Source organism: Bacillus swezeyi, assembly GCF_030908325.1.
In the GTDB taxonomy this organism is placed as follows: domain Bacteria; phylum Bacillota; class Bacilli; order Bacillales; family Bacillaceae; genus Bacillus; species Bacillus swezeyi.
On sequence record NZ_CP133085.1, the window covers coordinates 2292354 to 2312428 of the forward strand.

Annotated in this window: 7 protein-coding genes and 1 pseudogene; all 8 read right to left on the minus strand. The window is 48.4% G+C overall.

Annotation, left to right across the window (positions count from 1 at the left end; genetic code table 11):
• Positions 1-7 precede the first annotated feature (7 nt).
• Positions 8-790 (minus strand): enoyl-CoA hydratase, encoded by a 783-nt coding sequence (locus RBH91_RS11305; protein WP_307891642.1) that lies wholly within the window; start codon positions 788-790, stop codon positions 8-10.
• Between the two features lie 16 nt (positions 791-806).
• Complete coding sequence (locus tag RBH91_RS11310; protein ID WP_307891643.1) at positions 807-1718, minus strand: hydroxymethylglutaryl-CoA lyase; 912 nt, start codon at positions 1716-1718, stop codon at positions 807-809.
• 17 nt (positions 1719-1735) lie between these two features.
• Positions 1736-1948, minus strand: a complete 213-nt coding sequence (locus RBH91_RS11315) for an acetyl-CoA carboxylase biotin carboxyl carrier protein subunit (RefSeq protein WP_076764198.1) — start codon at positions 1946-1948, stop codon at positions 1736-1738.
• 17 nt (positions 1949-1965) lie between these two features.
• The gene (locus RBH91_RS11320; RefSeq protein WP_307891644.1) at positions 1966-3306 is read right to left on the minus strand and encodes an acetyl-CoA carboxylase biotin carboxylase subunit; all 1341 of its coding nucleotides are present in this window, start codon (positions 3304-3306) and stop codon (positions 1966-1968) included.
• Positions 3307-3348: 42 nt separating this feature from the next.
• On the minus strand, positions 3349-4968 hold the full coding sequence (locus RBH91_RS11325; RefSeq protein ID WP_404802511.1) for an AMP-binding protein: 1620 nt from the start codon (positions 4966-4968) through the stop codon (positions 3349-3351).
• A gap of 146 nt (positions 4969-5114) precedes the next feature.
• Positions 5115-5219: pseudogene (locus RBH91_RS11330) on the minus strand (biotin carboxylase N-terminal domain-containing protein); the annotation flags it as partial.
• A 222-nt stretch (positions 5220-5441) separates the two neighbouring features.
• The gene (locus tag RBH91_RS11335) at positions 5442-9248 is read right to left on the minus strand and encodes a non-ribosomal peptide synthetase (protein ID WP_307891646.1); all 3807 of its coding nucleotides are present in this window, start codon (positions 9246-9248) and stop codon (positions 5442-5444) included.
• A gap of 17 nt (positions 9249-9265) precedes the next feature.
• Positions 9266-20059: a non-ribosomal peptide synthetase gene (locus RBH91_RS11340; protein WP_307891647.1), complete on the minus strand. Its 10794-nt coding sequence runs from the start codon at positions 20057-20059 to the stop codon at positions 9266-9268.
• Positions 20060-20075: the final 16 nt, after the last annotated feature.

The window sequence follows — 20075 nt, forward strand, 5'->3', positions numbered from 1 at the left end:
TTTCGGTTTATTCTCCTGTATAATAGGGCGTTCGTTTTTCTGCAAAAGCTGTCAGTCCTTCCGTTCTGTCTTTCGTCGGAATCGTCAGTTCATATGCTTTTTGTTCAATAGAAAGCCCTGTTTCAATGTTTGTCTCTAGCCCATGATGAATGGCAAACTTCGCCTGCCTGACGGCAACCGGGCCGTTTGCTGCGATTTTCAGTGCGATGTTTTCGGCTTTTTCCTTTAACGATGATAAAGGAACGACATGTTCGATAAGGCCGATGTCTTTCGCTTTTTGCGCGCTGATGCGGCAGCCGGTATAGATCATTTCTTTCGCTTTTCCGGGCCCGATTAGGCGGGGCAGCCGCTGAGTCCCCCCCGCTCCGGGAATGATCGCGAGCGTTGTTTCAGGCAATCCGAGTTCAATATGATCGGCCGCGATTCTGATATCGCACGCTAATGCAAGTTCCAGTCCGCCCCCTAAGGCGCTGCCGTTAAGAGAGGCGATCACCGGCTGCGGCAGCTTTTCCATTTCATGAAATACGCTTTGGATCAAAGATACCGCTTGCTTCGCTTCTGAACGGTTCATCCGTGCTCTTTCTTTTAAATCAGCGCCGGCGCAAAATGTTTTATCTCCTTTTCCGGTGATGATGACACAGCGGATGGCCGGATTGGCTTTTATATCGCGGAGAATGTGCTGAAGCTCTTCTAATAGCGCGAGCGATAAGGCGTTTGCCGCCCGCGGCCTGTTCAGTGTTACAATGGCGATTGATTGTTGATGGATGGAACATAAGACATTGGACTCCACCTTTCTCCCTCCTTTTTCATGAAAAACAGTCCAATGATTTAGCTGTCTGCAAATTTCGGCTTGGCAGTTGTCTCCCTGCTTTTTCTTCGATCCATTTGGCTGCCAAAAGAAGTTTTCCGAGGTCAACTCCTGTTTCAATTCCCATCTGGGCACACATATAGATGAGATCATCTGTTGCGGCATTTCCGGAGGAACCCGGTGCATAAGGACAGCCGCCCAATCCGCCGCATGCTCCGTCAAATGTAGTGATGCCCATGTCCATGGCCGCGATCATGTTGGCGAGCGCCATCCCTCTCGTATCGTGAAAATGAAGGGCGATTTTTTCTTTCGGAAAGCGTTTCAGAAGCGCTTCAAGTACAACCTGGACCTGAACGGGGTTTGCGGCTCCGATCGTATCTCCGAAAGAAAGCTCATCGATCTCCATGTCGAACAGTGTCTCAGAGATGCGGATGATTTGTTCCAAAGGAACATCGTTTTCATAAGGACAGCCAAAAACAGTAGACAGATAGGCTCTTGTGGTGAGGTTGGCTTTAGCAGCTTCAGATGTGACTGCTTTTAGAATGGGAAGCGTTTCACTGATTGATTTGTTGATATTTTTTCGGTTGTGTGTTTCACTTGCGGACATAAACACGGATGCTTCATCAATTCGTCCTTCAAGCGCCCGTTCAAGCCCTTTTTGATTCGGTACGAGCGCTGCATAGGTGACACCGGGCTTCCGCTCGATGCTTTTGGCAACAGCAAGGGCATCAGAAAGCGCCGGAATCCATTTAGGGTGAACGAATGATGTAATTTCAATATAGGAAAGCCTTGTCATGGAGAGCATGTTGATCCAAGTGATTTTATCGCTCGTGCTGAGCCTGGCCTTCTCATTTTGCAGACCATCGCGCGGTCCGACTTCTTTGATGCTGATTTTTTTGGGCACGTTCATTTGTTCTCCCCCAGACACTATTGAAGCTCTAATAATACTTCTCCTTCATCGGCAAAATCACCCTCGTTTTTTTTCACCTCTTTTACGATTCCATCCGTTTCTGCAACAATCGGAATTTCCATTTTCATCGATTCTAAAATGGCGACCTCCTGGCCTTTTTCGATTCTGTCCCCTGATTTTACGAGGATTTTCCATACGTTTCCCGCCATGTTGGTGGCAACAGTATTCATGACACGCCTCCTTATTTTTATGTCAATAGATGCCGGCTGATAAAATCGGTGTGGACTCCGCCTTGGTGAAATGCGTCGGAGCGAGCGATGTCTTGAAGCAGCGGAATGTTGGTTTTGATTCCTTCCACCTTATATTGTGAGAGCGCATCCGTTAAGATTTGGATGGCTTCGCTTCTGTTTTTCCCTTTGACAATCATTTTGGCAATCATCGGATCGTAAAACGGGGTGACGTTCATATTGGCTGATACGGCGCATTCATGCCGGACATTCGGATGGTCCGGCAATTTGAGATCGGTGATCCGTCCAGGCGACGGAAAAAAAGTTTTCGGATCTTCGGCATAGATTCGGACTTCGATCGCATGGCCGTCCCGCCTGACATCTTTCTGTGAAAAAGCAAGGGGCTTGCCTGAGGCGATGTTTAGCTGTTCTTGTACTAGGTCAAGCCCTGTGATTTCTTCTGTGATAGGGTGTTCGACTTGCAGGCGGGTGTTCATCTCCAGAAAATAAAAACGGTTCTCTTGATCGACTAAAAACTCGACCGTCCCTGCATTGGCATAGCCGATGGACAGTGCGGCTTTCACTGCGGCATCGCCGAGCTTTTTCCGCAGCATTTCATCCAGCAGTGGAGCCGGAGCTTCTTCAATGATTTTTTGCTGCCGTCTTTGAATCGAACAGTCGCGCTCCCAAAGGTAGACAGCATTTCCGTATTCATCTGTTAAAATTTGAATCTCGATATGGCGGGCATGTTCAATACATTTTTCAATGTACATGGCACCGTCCCCGAAAAAATCGGCGGCCCGTTTTTGATTTCCTTCATATGCTTTTTTCAATTCCTGCTCATTTCGGATAAGCTGCATGCCGATGCCTCCTCCTCCAAGAGAGGCTTTCAGCATGACGGGATAGCCGATGGATGAGGCAAGGCCGAGCGCTTCTTCCAGACCGGACAAGCTTTTCGTTACCCCCGGGACGACCGGGATCTGTGCGTTTTCCATCGCTTTTCTCGCTTCAATTTTGCTCCCCATTTTGGCGATTACATTGGCTGATGGGCCGATAAAAGTGATGTTTTCCTCCTGGCACCTTTCGGCAAAACGGCTGTTTTCCGAAAGCAGGCCATATCCGGGGTGAATCGCATCAGCCCCTGCTTGTTTAGCAGTTTCGATGATTTTTTCGATATTTAAATAGCTTTCACTGACCCGCGGTTTGCCGATCAGCCAAGCTTCATCGGCTAGTTTTACATGCAGAGCCTCCTCATCGGCTTCAGAATAAACGGCCGCTGTTTGAATACCGAGCCGTTTGCATGTTCGGATGACCCGGAGGGCAATTTCACCGCGGTTGGCAATCAGCAGTTTTTTAAACAAAAAAGCTCCCCCTTTCATGTTAGTCGCATGCAGAAGATAAAATTACAATTGAAAATGCTTCGATGCCTGTTCTCTTAATTTGAATTTTTGCACCTTTCCCGATGCCGTCATCGGAAATTCATCAACAAAAGCGATATAACGCGGGATTTTGTAGCGGGCGATTTTTCCTTTACAATATTCCTGAAGCTCTTGTGCTGTCAAAGATTCTCCGTTTTTCAGCTTAATCCAGGCTGACACCTCCTCACCGTATGTCTTATCAGGGATGCCGACAACTTGGACATCAAGTATTTTGGGATGTTGATATAAAAATTCTTCTATTTCCCGCGGGTAAATATTTTCTCCCCCTCTGATCACCATGTCTTTTAATCTCCCGGTGATCCGGCAGTAGCCACCTTCGTCCATGACGGCCAAATCGCCTGTATGGAGAAATCCGTCCTCATCAATAGCCGCGGCTGTTGCCTCCGGGTTTTTATAATAGCCTTTCATCACATGGTAGCCTTTGGTGCAAAGCTCCCCTTGAGTTCCTCTTTCCACTTCCCTGTTTGTACCTGGTTCGGTGATTTTCACTTCGATATTCGGCAGTGCGCGTCCCACGGTTTCAACCCTTCGCCTGAGGGAATCATCGACCCTTGTCTGGGTAATGACAGGTGAAGCCTCCGTCTGGCCGTAAGCAATCGTAATTTCGGAGATTCCCATTTTTTCAATGACAGCTTTCATAATCTCAACCGGACAGTTTGATCCCGCCATGATTCCCGTTCTTAATGAAGACATGTCGTATGATTCGAAATCTTCCTCATTCAATTCGGCGATAAACATGGTCGGGACTCCGTGAAGTGCGGTGCATTTTTCTTTTTCTACAGCCTGAAGGACTTTTTTCGGGCTGAATTCCTCGACCGGAACCATTGTGGCGCCGACAGTGACACACGCCAAATTTCCGAGCACACAGCCAAAGCAGTGAAAAAAGGGAACGGGAATACACAATCGGTCTCTTGCCGTTAAATTCATGCATTCCGCAATATTGAATGCATTGTTGATCAAATTGAAATGAGTGAGCATGACGCCTTTAGGGAAACCTGTCGTTCCTGATGTATACTGCATGTTGATGACATCATGTTCATTGAGGCTTTCCATTCTTGTATCAAGCTCTTGTTCACTCACAAATCCGGCTAGTTCAGAAAGATCGTCCCAAAGATACATGCCGGGGTGCCTGGTGCTTCCGAGCACAATAATATGTTTCAAAAAAGGCAGCCTCCCAGAAGTGAGCATGCCGGGTTCGGCCTGTTTTAATTCAGGGATCAGATCGTATAGGATATCGATATAGGAGGTGCCCCTGTAAGATTCCATTAAAATGAGTGTCGTTGAATCCGATTGTTTAAGCGCATATTCAAGCTCTTGTAATTGGTAGTTTGTATTGATGGTGACAAGCACCGCTCCGATTTTGGCAGCTGCAAACTGCGCTGTGAGCCATTCCGGTGTATTTGAGGCCCAGATTGCAACATGTTCGCCTTTTTTAATGTCGAGCTTCAGCAATCCTTTTGCCGTCTTTCTGCTCAATTGATCAAATTCCTGGTACGTATGGCGAAGACCGCGGTCGGGATAGACTACGGCCTCGTGATCGGGCGTGTTTTCTGCTGTTTTTTCCAACAGATTCCCAATTGTCATATGGAGACGCTCTGCCAATCACTTCTCTCTCCTTTCTTAGAAAGCGGTTTCATTTATACGCCTGTTTTCTCATGCCGAGTTGTCTTGCAATCACTAGCCGCTGGACCTCTGAGGTTCCTTCACCGATCTCCAGATGTTGTCCTCCAGGCATCTTTCGGCAAAGCGGCTGTCTGAATACCGAGCCGTTTACAAGTGCGGATGATTCGGAGCGCAATCTCGCCGCGATTGGCGATAAGCAATTTTTGGAACAAAAAAGCTCCCCCTTTCAATTTTCGAAAACGCCTTCATTGATGTCCGCATGTTTTGCGGCGAATTCGCAAGTCAGTCAGCGGTTTCTCCTGTTTCCCATCTGAGGGATAGCCGAGTCTTGTCTGTTCTTTACAGCTTATGAGTGTCCGAAAGAAAAAAGTCCTAAAGCTGAAGAAATCGCTTTAGAACTCTTAATGTTGGCTCATATCTATTGGTTCCGGCTTTTACCGCTTATGTTCTACATGTTTGTCGCTGTTTGTGATGATGTGTTGAATGATCTCGGTGTTTTTTGACAAAAAGGCGGTTTCGAACATATCCTGATGCGGCCCGGCTCCCTTATACGCTTGATAGCTTCGAGTTGTGGCGTCAGCCCATTTTTGCAATGCGATTGTTCCGCCTTGCTCTGTTTGAATACCGGCTCCAATAAAGTGAATGTTGGCGTCGACTTGGCCGTCATTGATTAATTGTGTCCAATATTTTTGATAGTTTGTCGTTTTTTTGATGACTGCTTCCCTGAGGTGAGCGGGAACGGTTTCTGCCGAGGCGCTGCTTGGCTGAGGTGGTAATACTTGCTTTTTTTGATACGCATCGACAATGATGAGATCACTTACCTCTAATCCGTATTCTTCCATTTTTTTCACAACCTCAAATGCTGTGTTGCCTCCCGCTGAATATCCCAGCAGAATATAAGGGCCTTGAGGCTGGATTTCAATGATGTTGTTCATGTACTGTTCCATTCGGCTGTCTTCTTCAATAAAGTTAAATCCGTACACGGTCGCTTTGCCGTTTAGCTTTGCAGCGAGATCTTTATAAAATATGCCGAAACCTGAAATGGGAGGAAAACAGAAAAGGTTCATTCCGGCAGGCGGGTTCAGTCTGCTGACATGCTGCACGGCTGATACGCTAAGCTCATGTGAAAACAGCTTTTCAGCTAATTGTTCAATTGTCGGATTCTCGAATAATAATTCAATCGGAATATCGATCCCCTGGCTGTTTTTCAGCTGGTGAATGACTTGCAGAGCCTTTAGCGAATGACCGCCAAGTTCGAAAAAGTCATCTTCAATACCGAGCTCCTCCACGCCGAGGATAGGCTTCCAAATATCAATCAGCTCCCTTTCGACCCAGTTTCTCGGCGGAACGATCTGTTTCAAAGCCGCTTTTTGAAGAGGTGCGGGAAGCGAGCGGCGGTCGATTTTGCCGTTTGCCGTAAGAGGCATTCTGTCCAGTTTAACCCAATCATGAGGAATCATATAGTCGGGAAGCAGTCTTGATAATAATGAACGTATCGTTTTTTCCTCTGTTTGGTCATCGCTCACGTAATATGCGGTAAGGAACGCTTCTTCGTTTTTTTCTTCAATGGTGACAGCTGCTTCTTGAATGCCTTCAATCTCGATGAGCCGCGCTTCAATTTCAGCCGGTTCTGTTCGTTTGCCGCGAATTTTGATTTGCCGGTCCATCCGGCTGATATATTCTAAGTTGCCGTCTGGCAGCCAGCGTGCCAGATCGCCGGTTTTGTACATTTTTTTCCCTGGTTGAAACGGATGTTGTACAAATGCTTCACTCGTCAAATCAGGTCTGTGCAAATATCCTTTTGCAACCCCATCGCCGCCGACGCAAAGTTCGCCGGGAACGCCAATCGGTGCGAGCAGTCCGCTCTCATCAACTGTAAAGGCTGTTGAATTGCTGATCGGTTTCCCGATGGGAATCGCTTGAGAAAAATCTTGTTTGATTTCATAAAATGTAGAGAATGTTGTATTTTCCGTCGGACCATATATGTTATAAAGCTTCAGGTTCGGGCACAGGTGTCTGACCGTATTCATCAGTGCAGGCGTCAAAGCTTCTCCGCCGACATATAAAGTGGACAGTCCTGAGAACATGTCCGGCTGGGCTTGTGCCAGCTGATGAAAGAGCGCCGTTGTTAAAAACAGCACTGTGATATCATGTTTAAGCAAATAGCTGCCAAAACGGACAGGTGTCAACATCGTCGAGCGGTCAATCACATGGAGGCACGCTCCATTCAGAAGCGCTCCGAATATTTCAAAAGTGATGGCGTCAAAGCCGAGTGAACCGGTTAGGATCAAGCGGTCATTTGTATTGGCTGATGTGTAATTGCTGTTTGAGATAAGCGATACGACATTGCGGTGCGAGATCATTACGCCTTTTGGTTTGCCTGTCGAACCTGATGTATACATGATATAGGCCAAATCATCCGGGCGGGTATCTATGTTAATATCGCGGCCGGATGCCAATTGCGCTTTCTTAGACATCAACACTTTTTTAGGAAAATCAATGTCAGTCTTGAGTCCTTTCTGAACGGCCAAAACGTCTGCTCCGCTTTCTTTCAGCATATAGCTGATCCGTTCAGGAGGCAGTTCGGCATCAAGCGGGAGATAGACGCCTCCCGCTTTTAAAACAGCGAGAACACCGATGATGAATTCAAAGGAGTGCTCTGCTAAAATTCCGGCAATTCCGTTTTTCTTTAAGCCTTGTTCTTGGAAGATGCGGGCCCAGGAAGTGGACGATTGATCCAGCTCCCGGTATGTCATCGTCAAGCCGCCGGCATGAAGAGCGATGTGCTCCGGCGTTTTCTCAACTTGACTGGAAAACAAATCAACGATTGTTTTGTTTGTGTCGTATTCAGTTTTTGTATCGTTGAACTCCCCGATGATCCGGGCTTTCTCGTCAGGCGCGAGCAGCGGCAGCCTGGAGGCGGGGATATCGGTGTCCTCCGCCGTTCTACGCAAGGCTTCTAACAGATGGCCCTTCACACAGTTGATCCATGATTCATCATAAACGTTTGCATTGTAGCTGAATTTGATGATGAGTTCATCACCCGGTGCAATCACAATGTTGAAGTTGTAGCCTGATTGCTCCGACACTTTTACATTTTCGATCTGAAGCGGTGATTCGGTGCGGTCTGCCGAGTCTTGCATTTGCTGCTGCAAAGGGTAGTTTTCAAAAACGAAAATATGGTCGATGACATTCTGCTTGAACGCGGTATGCGACTGAATGTCAGCCAATGGATAAAAGCTGAACATGTCTTGAGCCAGCCTTTCTTTTTGGGAGCGGCTAAGCAGCTCTGAAAAAGTTTCACTTTCACTCTCGGTCTTGATTCGCACCGGAACAGTATTGATAAATAAACCGATGATCTTTTCAACTCCCGGAATCACGGAAGGACGGCCTGAAACGACAGAGCCGAAGACGACATCATCTGTCCGGTTGTAGCGCTGAAGCATCAAGCCCCACACGGTTTGCATGAGAGTGGCGAGAGTGGCGCCGTGCTGTTTGGCGATTGTGCTGAGCCGCTTCGTCAGCTCCCGGTCTAATGAAAACGTCAGTTCTTTCTGCCGATATCCCTTTTCCACAGGGCTTGTAGACACTCTGGGAAGTCCGGTGGGCGCATTGCAGTCTGTCAAGTAGTTCTCCCAGTATTCCCTGGCTGCGGCTTTGTCCTGATCAGACAACCAGGAAATATATGCGCTGTATGGCTGAACAGGTTCTAAAGATACAGGTTCTCCTGAATAGATGGACTCGTAAAATTGCATAAATTCTTGCAGCACGATCCCGAGACACCAGCCGTCCATTAAGATATGGTGATGGCTCCATACACACACATGTTTTTCCGGCGCCGTTTTGAAGAGAGAGATCCGCATCAGCATATCCTTTTGCAGATCAAAGCCTTTCCGTCTGTCCCTTCCTTTAAACTGGCTGATATATTCGGTTTGATCAGCTTCCGGCATTTCGGTCAGGTCTTCAGCATGCAAATGAAAGGGTCGATCGCGTAAAACGACTTGGCGCGGCTCTTTCAGCTGAGCAACATGAGGCAAAAAAACGGTTCTGAAAATGTCGTGGCGGTCGATGACCGATTGTACACTTTGTTGGAACCAGTCTAAATGAAGCTTGCCCCTTATTGTGAAAACGGACTGCTCAATATATGCGTCCCCCTCGTCTTGCAGGAAAGAATGAAAAAGCATTCCTTCCTGCATGTGGCTTAAAGGATAAATGTTTTGGATTTGTTGTGTATGATCCATTGTTTTCCCCCGCTCTTTTAATGGAATCCGAGTAAGTCGGTGATACTTTTTAAAGCTTCCTCGGTCAGCTCGCGATCATCAAAGTCGCTGACGGTTTTTTCTGTTTCAGTCTTGCTGAGGCAGTGGTTCATCAGCTTTCTGAGATAGTACTGGCAATCTTGAGAAAGCCGTTCAATGGTTTCTTTCTGAAAACGATCTGTTTCATATGTCATGTTTACGGTCAACCTGCCTTCGGCTATGAGTGCGCTGATGTCCAGCGACTGTTCACGCTTCCAGGTGCTGGTGATATCCTCACCGCCTCCCAAAGGCGAAAATGTAAACGCATCATGCTGTTCTTTTTCGGTTTGCGCCTGATCTGCGATGTCAAATTGCCCAAGATAATTAAAACAGATATCCGGTGCTTTGCCGAATTTGATCTTTGCTTTTTCGGGCGGTGTCATATATTTGAGTACGCCGTATCCAAATCCTTTGTCAGGTATCCGTCTTAACGTGTCTTTTATTATTTTTAATGTGCGGATCATATATTCTTCATGATGCTCAGCCCATGTATTGGGTTCAAGTTGAAGCAAGACTGGATATATGGCGGTAAACCACCCTACGGTTCGGCTGATATCGTGATGTGCCGCCTCTGATTGACGGCCGTGCCCTTCGAGCGCGATTTTTAGCGCTTTTTGCGGCGCCCATTGCTGAATGGCCAGTACGGCTGAAGCCAAAAGCAGGTCTTGAGTATTCGTATTGTAAGCATTGTGCACATCTTTAAGGAGAGCAACTGTTTCTTGTTGAGCTAAAGTAAATGATAGGGTGTCTCGTTTTTTCAAAGCGGTTTTATCGATATATGTCTGCTCTTTTGGCAGTGCATCTGTTTTGTGTCGTTCGATGGCGCGCCAATAGTCTGCTTGCTGTAATAGTCGCCGGCTTTCAGCATATTTGGCTAATTGTTCGGTATATGTTTGGAATGATGCTGTTTTTGGCGGGAGTGCTATGTCGTCTCCGCAAACCGCCTGCTCATAGGCGGATGCCAAGTCTTCCAGGATAATCCGCCATGATATGCCGTCGACGGCCAGGTGATGGATAGAAAGAAACAAGTCATCACCTTCGCCTGAGCGGAAGAGTCCAGCTTGCACTAGCGGTCCGTTTTCCAAGTCCATTGCTTTTTGCAGCTCACGAACTTGTTGTTTGATGAAGTGTTCATTGTCTTTTGGTGTGCCAGTCAAATTGATGATTCGCAGGTTGTAAAGCTGATCCTCCCCTATGTTCGCTGGACGATTGTACAGGCGCGAGTCCCCTCGTTCATCTTTAGCACATATCAGTCGCAGTGCATCGTGATGGATGGTTATCGCTTTTAGCGTTTTCCTCAATGCATCTTCATCTAACGGATTTGTCCGATGCAGCATGACAGACTGATTAAAATGGTGCGCTTCTTTCATATCTTGAGACAGGAACCATCTTAGCACCGGTGACCACATGACCTCACCTTCTACAGATGCTTGGCTGATCGGCTGTTGAGATGAACGGACATAGGGCGCCAATTCTTGGATTGTCGGATGGCTAAAGATATCTTTTACGGCTAGTTGTTTTCCTGATTGATGCAATCTCGCTGATACTTGCAATGCCTTGATGGAATCTCCGCCAAGCTCAAAAAATGATTCGTCAATTCCGATCTTGTCCACGCCGAGCACCCCGCACCAGATGGCGGCCAATTCTTTTTCAATATCAGTGGACGGAGCCGTAAATGTTTGTCTAGTTCGCTCCTTGTGCGGTACCTTTGCAAGTGCATGCTTATCTAGCTTCCCGTTTGGCCTTATTGGCAATGTATCAAGCGTTTGGAGAAACGCCGGAACCATGTAAGCTGGCACTTTTTTGGCCAACGCTTTGCGCACCGTGTCACAATCTGCGCCGCCTTCAACAACGATATAAGCGCACAATTCCTTATGACCCGCTGCGGTAACGGAATCCATCACTGCCGCTTCTTTTACTCCGGCAAGGCTGGAGAGTGCCGCCTCCACTTCTTTAATCTCGATCCGGTAGCCTCTGATTTTGACTTGTTCATCCATCCTGCCGACGTATTGCAGTGTGCCGTCCGGCAGCCATTTGGCCAAATCCCCCGTCCGATACATACGCCGATCTGGGTGGAACGGATCTTGAACGAAAGCTTGAGCCGTTTGCCCAGGAAGATTGATATAGCCTCTTGCAAGCCCCGGACCTGTAATGCAAAGTTCTCCGGTGACACCTATAGGCTGTAAGTGATCCCCTTTTAAAATATAAACATGTGTATGATCGATCGGCCGGCCGATCGTGACGTTTTCCTGTCGTTTTAACCGTCTGGCTGCAGTGGTCGTGATGCTGGTTTCTGTCGGTCCGTATTCATTGGCAAGTTCTGTGTCAGGGCAGAGCGAGAAACTTCGATCCAGCAAATTCCGGTCAACCGCTTCGCCTCCTAATGCGACAACTCGCAGTGTTTGTGTATCTTCTGGCTGCAATACGTCAAGCAATGTCCGGTACAGAATCGGAACGAGATTCATATGCGTAATGCCGTAATGGGCCAGGTATTGTTTAATGGCGAGAATGTCTTTCGCCTCTTCTTCAGTCGGGATGACGATTTTTGCTCCTGATATAAGCGGTGCAAACATACTTGTGACAAATGCGTCAAAGGAAAAAGAGGAAAGCTGAAGTGCGGTCTCATTGTCATTAAATTCATAAAAAGCGCTTCGCCACTGGAGTGTATGAGCGACTCCCCTGTGTTCCACCATGACGCCTTTCGGCTCGCCCGTCGTACCTGATGTATAGATGATATAGGCCAAATGATCAGGTCTAGAAGCAGATTGAATGGGGGCGGTGTCCTGTTCCCGAACATCTTCAATCATCAGCACTTCGCCTTTAAAACCATCAGGTACTTGATGAAATGCCTTGCGATCGGTGATCAGCAGTTTTGCTCCGCTGTCGGCCAATACATATTGTTTGCGTTCGTCCGGATATGCAAGGTCAATTGGGACATAGGCGCCCCCTGCTTTCCAAGTCCCGAGGACGGCTGCGATTAAGCCTGTTGATTTGGGAATCATGATACCTACAGTAAGATCCGGACCAATCCCGCGATCTTGCAATGTTCTCGCTATTTTGTTTGACCATTCGTCTAATTCTTGATAAGTGAGCACACCTTCCCGAGTGATGAGAGCTGTTGCACTCGGCGATTTTGCCGCCTGGCGGGCGAACAATTCATGAACGGTTGTGTCAGGGCGGTGTTGTTCCGTTATCCTGTTGAAGCTTGTCATCAGCAGCTGTTGTTCTTCAGCTGTCAGCATGCTGATGGCTTGCAGCGCTGTCTGCGGCGCATGGACAATGTGCTGAAGCATTGTCATGAAATGGGATGTCCAGCGTTCGATCGTTTCTTGTTTAAACAAGGATGATGCATATTCAAACTGAAAATGAATGCGGCCATCCCCTTCAGAAACTTGCAGTGTCAGATCAAACTTCGCCACGGTCTGAGACATATCGGCAGGCTGAATATGCAGTCCATCCAGGAAAAGCTCTTGGCGCTCCATATTTTGTACGACAAGCATGGCGTCAAACAGCGGATTGCGGCTCATATCACGGACGACATCGAGCCGGTCGACAAGCTCCTCAAACGGATAATCCTGATGCTCGAATGCCTCAAGCGCCGTTTGGCGCACCTCCCTTAAGAAATCAGTGAAACGTTTGTTTTCTGTCGGATGCGTTCTCATCGCCAATGTGTTGACAAACATACCGATGACAGGCTCTAAGTCTTTGTGCGGCCGCCCGGCGATCGGCGAACCGATGATAATGTCTTCCTGTCCGCTGAGGCGGGCAAGAAGTGTGCTGTATGCGGCGAGAAGAACCATATAAAGGGTACAGCCATTGTCGCGGGCGATCTGGTAAAGGCCTGCTGAAGTGTCCGCATCAAGTGAAAAGGACACCTGATTCCCGGCAAAGCTCCGCACCGCCGGGCGGACGTTGTCGGCCGGGAGCTCCAGCACCGGCAGCTCGCCATCGAGCTGCTTCAGCCAATAGGCCTCTTCGCTTTGATACCTCTCCCCTTGTTTGAATGCCCGCTGCCAGACAGCGTAGTCTTTATATTGAATCCGCAGCGGGGCCAGCCTCCGGTTTGCGTACAGCTCACAGAACTCGCGGATGAGCGTGTTCACAGATACCCCGTCGGAAATAATGTGATGCATGTCCACGAATAACAAGTGACGCTCCTCCGCTTCCTGCACAAGAGCGGCGCGGAAAAGCGGCGCTTCTTGAAGCTGGAACGGACGGACAAAGTCTTCAGCCGCCGCTACCTCTATGAGCTGAAACGGGACATCGTCATGGATGCGCTGGACAGGCTCGCCGTCTGCCCCGGTTTCAAACGACGTCCTGAGTGACTCGTGGCGGCGGATCAGCTCCCGAAAAACCGCATCAAGCCGCGCGCGGTCGAGCGGACCCGTCAGCTTAAGCGCCGCCGGCATATTGTAGCCCGTGCTGTCTTCGTCAAGCTGCTGGAGCACATACATCCGCTTTTGCGCCGAGGACACCGGGTACGCATCCCTTTTTTCCGCCGGTTCAATCGCCGCATAAGGGCTCTCATCCAATTCCTGAATCACGTCTGCGAGCTCTTTCAGTGTCGGTTTGGCGAAAATCTCCTTCAGCGGCACCTGCACACCAAACTCTTTGGCAATGCGGGAGACGAGCGCTGTCGCCTTCAGCGAGTGACCGCCTTGTTCGAAAAAGTGATCGTCGATACCAGCAGGGCCGTTTTTCAGCACCTCTTCCCAAAGCTTGGCAAGCTTCATTTCCGTGATGTTTCGCGGCGCGGTATAAGCACGGCGCTCAGCCGCTTCGTCGGGGGCGGGCAGCGCCTTGCGGTCGAGTTTTCCGCTCGGTGTGACAGGCCACTCTTTCAGCTCGATGAAGGATGAAGGCATCATATAGGCCGGCAGGCGCTTGGCCAGTTCTGCCCTTACAGTCCGTTGGTCTTGACCTTCAATATAAGCATAAAGCTCGGTTTCCTCTCCTTCTGTCCGGGCGACAACCGCCGCTTCCCGCACCCCGTCGATCTGTCGAAGCGCCGCTTCGACTTCTCCCGGTTCGATCCGGTAGCCGCGAATTTTCACTTGACCGTCAATGCGGCCCAGCCATTCAACAGTGCCGTCCGGAAGCCATCTGGCCAGATCACCTGTCTGATACATGCGTTCCCCTGGATAAAACGGATCATCGAGAAACCGTTCTTCTGTCAGTTCCGGACGATTTAAGTAGCCCCTGGCGACACCCGCGCCTGCGATATACAGTTCTCCTCGACAGCCGAACGGCAGAAGCTGCCGCTTTTTATTTAAAATATAGAGTCTCATATTGTGTCCTGATCGGCCGATCGGGACATGGTGCAGTGTTTTCCTTTTAGGGACATCAAAGTATGCCGCTTCTACCGTCGCTTCCGTTGGTCCATATGAATTTGTCAATTCCGCCCCCGGCAGAAGCTCATGAAAACGGGAGACGAGGTGCGCCCCTAGCTGCTCGCCGCCTGCAAAAACTCTTTTTAAATGTCTGATGTTGGCCGGTTTTTTTCTGTTATTGATATATTCCAAGAATGAGTGAAGCATAGAAGGGACAAAATGAGCCGCTGTAACTCCCTTTTCCTCCAGCGCTTTCAAAATGATATCAGGATCTTTTTCCCCTCCTTGAGGAAGCAGATAGACAGAAGCCCCGGCAAAAGGCCACCAGAACAGCTCCCATATTGAAGCATCAAATGAGTAAGACGTTTTATGCAGAATGATGTCCGAGTCGTTAAGCGAGTAGCGGGTTTGCAGCGAATATAAAAAGTTGACCGCGGATCGGTGTTCAACCTGCACGCCTTTTGGGCGTCCTGTTGAACCGGATGTATAGATGATATAGGCTAACGCATCAGGCGGCACCGGCAGATTCGGATTGGATGCGGCTTCCCCGTGTTCCTCACGGCCGTCATCTAGCGTTAAAATGGTTCCCTCAAACATCGATGCTTCGGCAAGATCAGATTCCGCAAGCAGGATCTTTGCGCCGCTGTCCTTCATTAAAAAACGGATCCGTTCTGTAGGGTAGTCCGGGTCGATCGGCAAATAAGCAGCTCCCGCTTTTAAAATGCCATAAATCCCAATCAGAATGTCTGGTGAACGTCTGCCCATCACGGCAATCACATCTTCCTGTTGAATGCCGCGGCCAATTAGCTTCCAAGCAATTTGATTGGCTCGTTCATTCAATTCTCTATAGGTGATAGAGATGCCATCCGCCAAAACGGCCGGGCGATCAGGCGTCTTTTCCGCCTGCTGTTCGAGCTGATCATGAAGCAGCTGATCCAGTGGGAAATCGTTTTTTTTCATCGGGCTGAAATTTTGCAAAAGTGCGATTTCTTCCTTTTTCGAAAGTATTGACAAATGGTCCAGCTCAGGATGATGTGCAGCGTTTTTGGCCAAAGTTTTAAAAAAATCGGCCCATTTTTGAATCGTTTCCCGTTCAAACAAATCTGTACTGTATTCAAACTGACAGTATAATTGTCCGCCGTTTTCGGTCATGTACAGTGACAGGTCGAATTTAGAAATCGGGTGGCTGATATCTTTCTGCCGAAGTTCAAGGCCCTCCATCACCAGCTCTTGCCGCTCCATATTTTGCAGCGCAAACGTTGTGTCAAAGAGCGGGTTTCGGCTCATCTCCCGCTGAACACCGAGACGGTCAACCAGCTCCTCTAACGGATAGTCCTGATGTTCATAGGCTTCAAGCGCTGTTTCTCGAATGTCCTGCAAGTATTTTTTGAAAGATATTCCGCTCATCGGACGTGTTCGCAGAGCCAATGTATTCACAAACATTCCGAGCACGGATTCAAGATCAGCATGCGGCCTGCCCGCGATCGGCGAACCGACGATGATCTCTTCCTGCCCGCTTAGCCGCGACAATAAAACGGTGTATATCCCAAGAAGCGTCATATACAGTGTGCACCTGTTTTCTCCTGCGAGCTGTTGTAAACGTGATGTAAGCTCTTGGCTGATCACAAACGGAACCCTGTCACCTGCAAAGCTTTTTGCCGCGGGACGCGGTTTGTCTGCCGGTAATTCGAGCACTGGCAGCTCACCGTCCAGCTGTTTGAGCCAATACGATGCTTGCCGCTTGTATGTGTCGCTTGTTTTGAAAGTTTCTTGCCATGCGGCATAGTCTTTGTATTGAATGCGTAACGGCGCCAGTTCGTGTCCTTTATACAGCTCGCTGAATTCCTGCATGAGCAAATGAATGGAGACTCCGTCTGAAATAATATGGTGCATGTCCACTAAAAGCAGATACCGTCCTTTTTCAACTGTCACAAAGCCTGCCCTGAAAAGCGGAGCCTTTCCAAGATCAAACGGACGAATAAATGATTTAGATGAAGATTCGCTCGAAAAAGCAAACGGGACCTTTTCATGAATCCGCTGCACCGGCTCACCGTCTTCTCTTGTTTCGAATGTTGTCCTAAGGGGTTCATGCCGGCGGATCAGTTCTCGAAATACAGCTTCCACCCGCTGTCGGTCGAGCTCGCCTGTTAGCTCCAAAACGGCCGGAATGTTGTAGCTGATGCCTCCGCTATCAAGCTGGTGCAGAACATACATCCGTTTTTGCGCGGAAGAAACCGGATATGTCTCCTTCGTCTGTACTCGCTGAATCGATGCAAACGGGTTTTCCTCTGCTTCACTGATGACAGCTGCCAATCCTTCTACGGTCGGATGGGCAAAGACGTCGCTTAATGGAATCTGAACGTTCCATTCTTTGGCGATGCGAGAGATGAGCGATGTTGCTTTTAATGAATGGCCCCCCAGTTCAAAAAAGTTGTCGCGGATGCCGACAGGACCCCTTTTCAGTACATCTTCCCACAGCTGTGAAAGCTTGAGCTCGTTCAAATTGCGCGGTGCGGCGTATGGCTGATGTGAAGCAGCTGATATTGGCTCAGGAAGGGCGCTTTTGTCGACTTTTCCATTTGTGGTAAGCGGAATCGTTTGCACAACAGCCCATTTTACAGGCATCATGTAGTCAGGGATGACGTCGGCCAAATCGTGACGTAATACAGAAGGATCGATAGATTTTCGTGTGCTGTAGTATGCCCATAATTCGTGTTCCCCTTCACTGTCTTCCTGAATAAGAACAACCGCTTCCTTAACGGCATGGTGATTCGCCAATGTCACCTCAATTTCCTTCGGTTCGACCCGGTAGCCCCTGATTTTCACTTGATCATCAGTCCGGCCGATATAGTCCATTTGTCCGTCTGCGCGAAACCTTGCTATATCTCCTGTTCGATACATGACGGCCCCCGCTCTAAACGGGTCGGGCAAAAACTTCTCTTTTGTCAAGGCTGGATTGTTGACATATCCTCTCCCGACGCTCGAGCCGGATATGTAAAGCTCCCCCGCTACGCCGCGGGGCTGAAGCCGTTTGTTTCTGTCAAGGATATACATGGCATTATGGCTGATCGGTTTACCGATCGGCGGAGAATCCGGGATGTCGTCCTCGGGATGAATGGTGTTTGTCGAGACGACATGGGTTTCTGCCGGACCGTAATGATTATGCAAGTGCATGCCGTGCCGCTTTAACAATGCCTTAAAAATATGCGAGACCGTCAATTGCTCTCCTGCTGTGATGACATGCTTCACACAGCTTGGAAAATTGTTCGCATAGTGTTCCTCGTTAAAAAGCATTTTCACAAAAGCCGTCGGAAAAAAGACGACTTCTGTTTGCTGCGTAGTGATAAACAAAAACAACTGAGCTGCGTCACGCTTGATTGATTCAGGCGCGATGCAAAGCGTGCCGCCGCTAAGCAAGGTTGTAAACAGTTCTTGGTAGCAGACGTCAAACGCACAAGATGCATACTGCAGCACATTTGTTTTGAAATCAATACATGAGTTTTCAAATTGGTCATCAAGCAAATTGGCCATATTTCGATGTTCAAATAAAACACCCTTCGGTTTCCCCGTTGTCCCTGATGTATACATGATGTAAAGCAAATCCTCCGCTATGTTGACCATCTCGACATTACTTCCGTCTCTTTCCGTATCTGCTTCCTCCATGAATGTCACACATCGCTCTGTTTCGACTGACTTTGTAACAGCCGCCAAATTGCGCTGTGATACAATGTGCTGACAGCCGCTGTTTTCTATACAATAGCGAATGCGTTCGACAGGATGGCTCAGGTCAATCGGAACAAAAGCCGCGCCCGCTTTTAAAATGCCGAGGACTCCCGCCGCTAAAGCCGGGGACCGTTCGACAATGATCGCCACCGGCTCCTGGCGTTTGACACCCCGTTTGCGGAGAATGCGCGCAAGTTTATTGGCCGTTTCATTCAGCTCTTTATAGGTGGTGGACTGTCCTTCATAGTGAATCGCTTTTGCATCAGGCGTTTGTGCTGCTTGGCGTTCGAACAACGACTGGATTGTTTCATATTTGCGTTGCTTTGTCTCCATTTTCAACGTGCTGAGCAGGTCTTCTTGTTCCTGCGGTGTCGTGATCGTCAAATCCTCCGGGGTCAAATTCGGATTTTGCAGCACTTGTGCGATGATATGCTGCAAGTGGCCTTTGACGCTTTCGATGAAAGAACGTTCATGGATGCCGGAATCAAATCTCATTTTGAGATGAATGTCTTCCCCTGGTGCCACCATCAGATAAAAGCTGTAGTTGGTCTCGTCCTCCATGTTGAAATCATGAATGTGAAAGAGATCTTCTGCATCTTTTCCGTTGTTCAGCATCGCGATTTCTTTTTCGACAGGATAATTTTCAAAAACAAGAATATGGTCGATTAAACCTTGTTTTACGGCAGATCCCGCCTGTATCTCATAGAGTGGGTGGTAGCTGTACGGCTGCCCTTTGAGAGCATCTTTTTGCACTTGTTTGATCAGTTGCACAAAAGGGGTTTTTGTGCCGGTAACCCGCACCGGCACCGTGTTAATGAAAAGGCCGATCATCCGCTCTATCTCTGCAATTTCAGACGGCCTTCCGGAAATAACCGAACCGAAAACGGCATCATCCGTCTGGTTATATGCTTGCAGCAAAATTCCCCAAAGCGTGTGAAATATGGTGCTCAGTGTGACCTCTTCCTTTGCGGCTAGCTCTTTCAGCTTGGCCGTATCTGTTTTAGAAAGAGAAAAGGCGACGTCTTCTTGTCTGTTTTTAGCGCCTGCTTTTTTTTGCTTCGGCAGCCCGCTTTGCTGGTCAAATCCTTCAAGATAACGCTCCCAGTATCGGGCGGCTGCTTCTTTGTCCTGCTCCATCAGCCATTGAATATAAGTCCCGTAAGGCACAGCAGGCTCAAGCTTTAATGGCGCTCGTCGCAAAAGGGAAGCATATATATGGAAAAACTCCTTCAGGACAATCCCGAGGCACCAGCCGTCCATGATGATGTGGTGGAAGCTCCATATGCATGTAAATTCGCGTTCTCCTGTTTTGAGAAGAATGACGCGCATCAGACCATCTTTTTGCAGATGAAATCCTTTGGCTCTGTCTGTTTTTTTGACATCATCGATCAATGCGAGCTGGCTGGATCGGTCAAAATGAGTCAGATCTTTTTCTTCTACGGTGATCGTCCGTTCTTTTAAGACGACCTGCTGTGGAACGGATACATTTTGGCTGACAAAAATCGTTCTGAAAATATCGTGCCGGGCGCAAAGAACATCAATGCTTTTCTGAAAAATGTCTGTGTCAACCTTTCCTGTCATTGAAAATGAGGCCTGTTCGACGTATGCCTGTGAATCCTTTTTGAAAAGGGTGTGAAATAGCATGCCTTCCTGCATATAAGAAAGCGGATAAATATCCTGAATCTCATGCTTTTTTGTCATATTTTCTCCCTGCCTC

Coding starts and splice junctions, on each gene's coding strand:
- RBH91_RS11315 (WP_076764198.1), bottom strand. CDS start 1,948: ATGAATACTGTTGCCACCAACATGGCGGGAAACGTATGGAAAATCCTC.
- RBH91_RS11335 (WP_307891646.1), bottom strand. CDS start 9,248: ATGGATCATACACAACAAATCCAAAACATTTATCCTTTAAGCCACATG.
- RBH91_RS11325 (WP_404802511.1), bottom strand. CDS start 4,968: ATGACAATTGGGAATCTGTTGGAAAAAACAGCAGAAAACACGCCCGAT.
- RBH91_RS11310 (WP_307891643.1), bottom strand. CDS start 1,718: ATGAACGTGCCCAAAAAAATCAGCATCAAAGAAGTCGGACCGCGCGAT.
- RBH91_RS11340 (WP_307891647.1), bottom strand. CDS start 20,059: ATGACAAAAAAGCATGAGATTCAGGATATTTATCCGCTTTCTTATATG.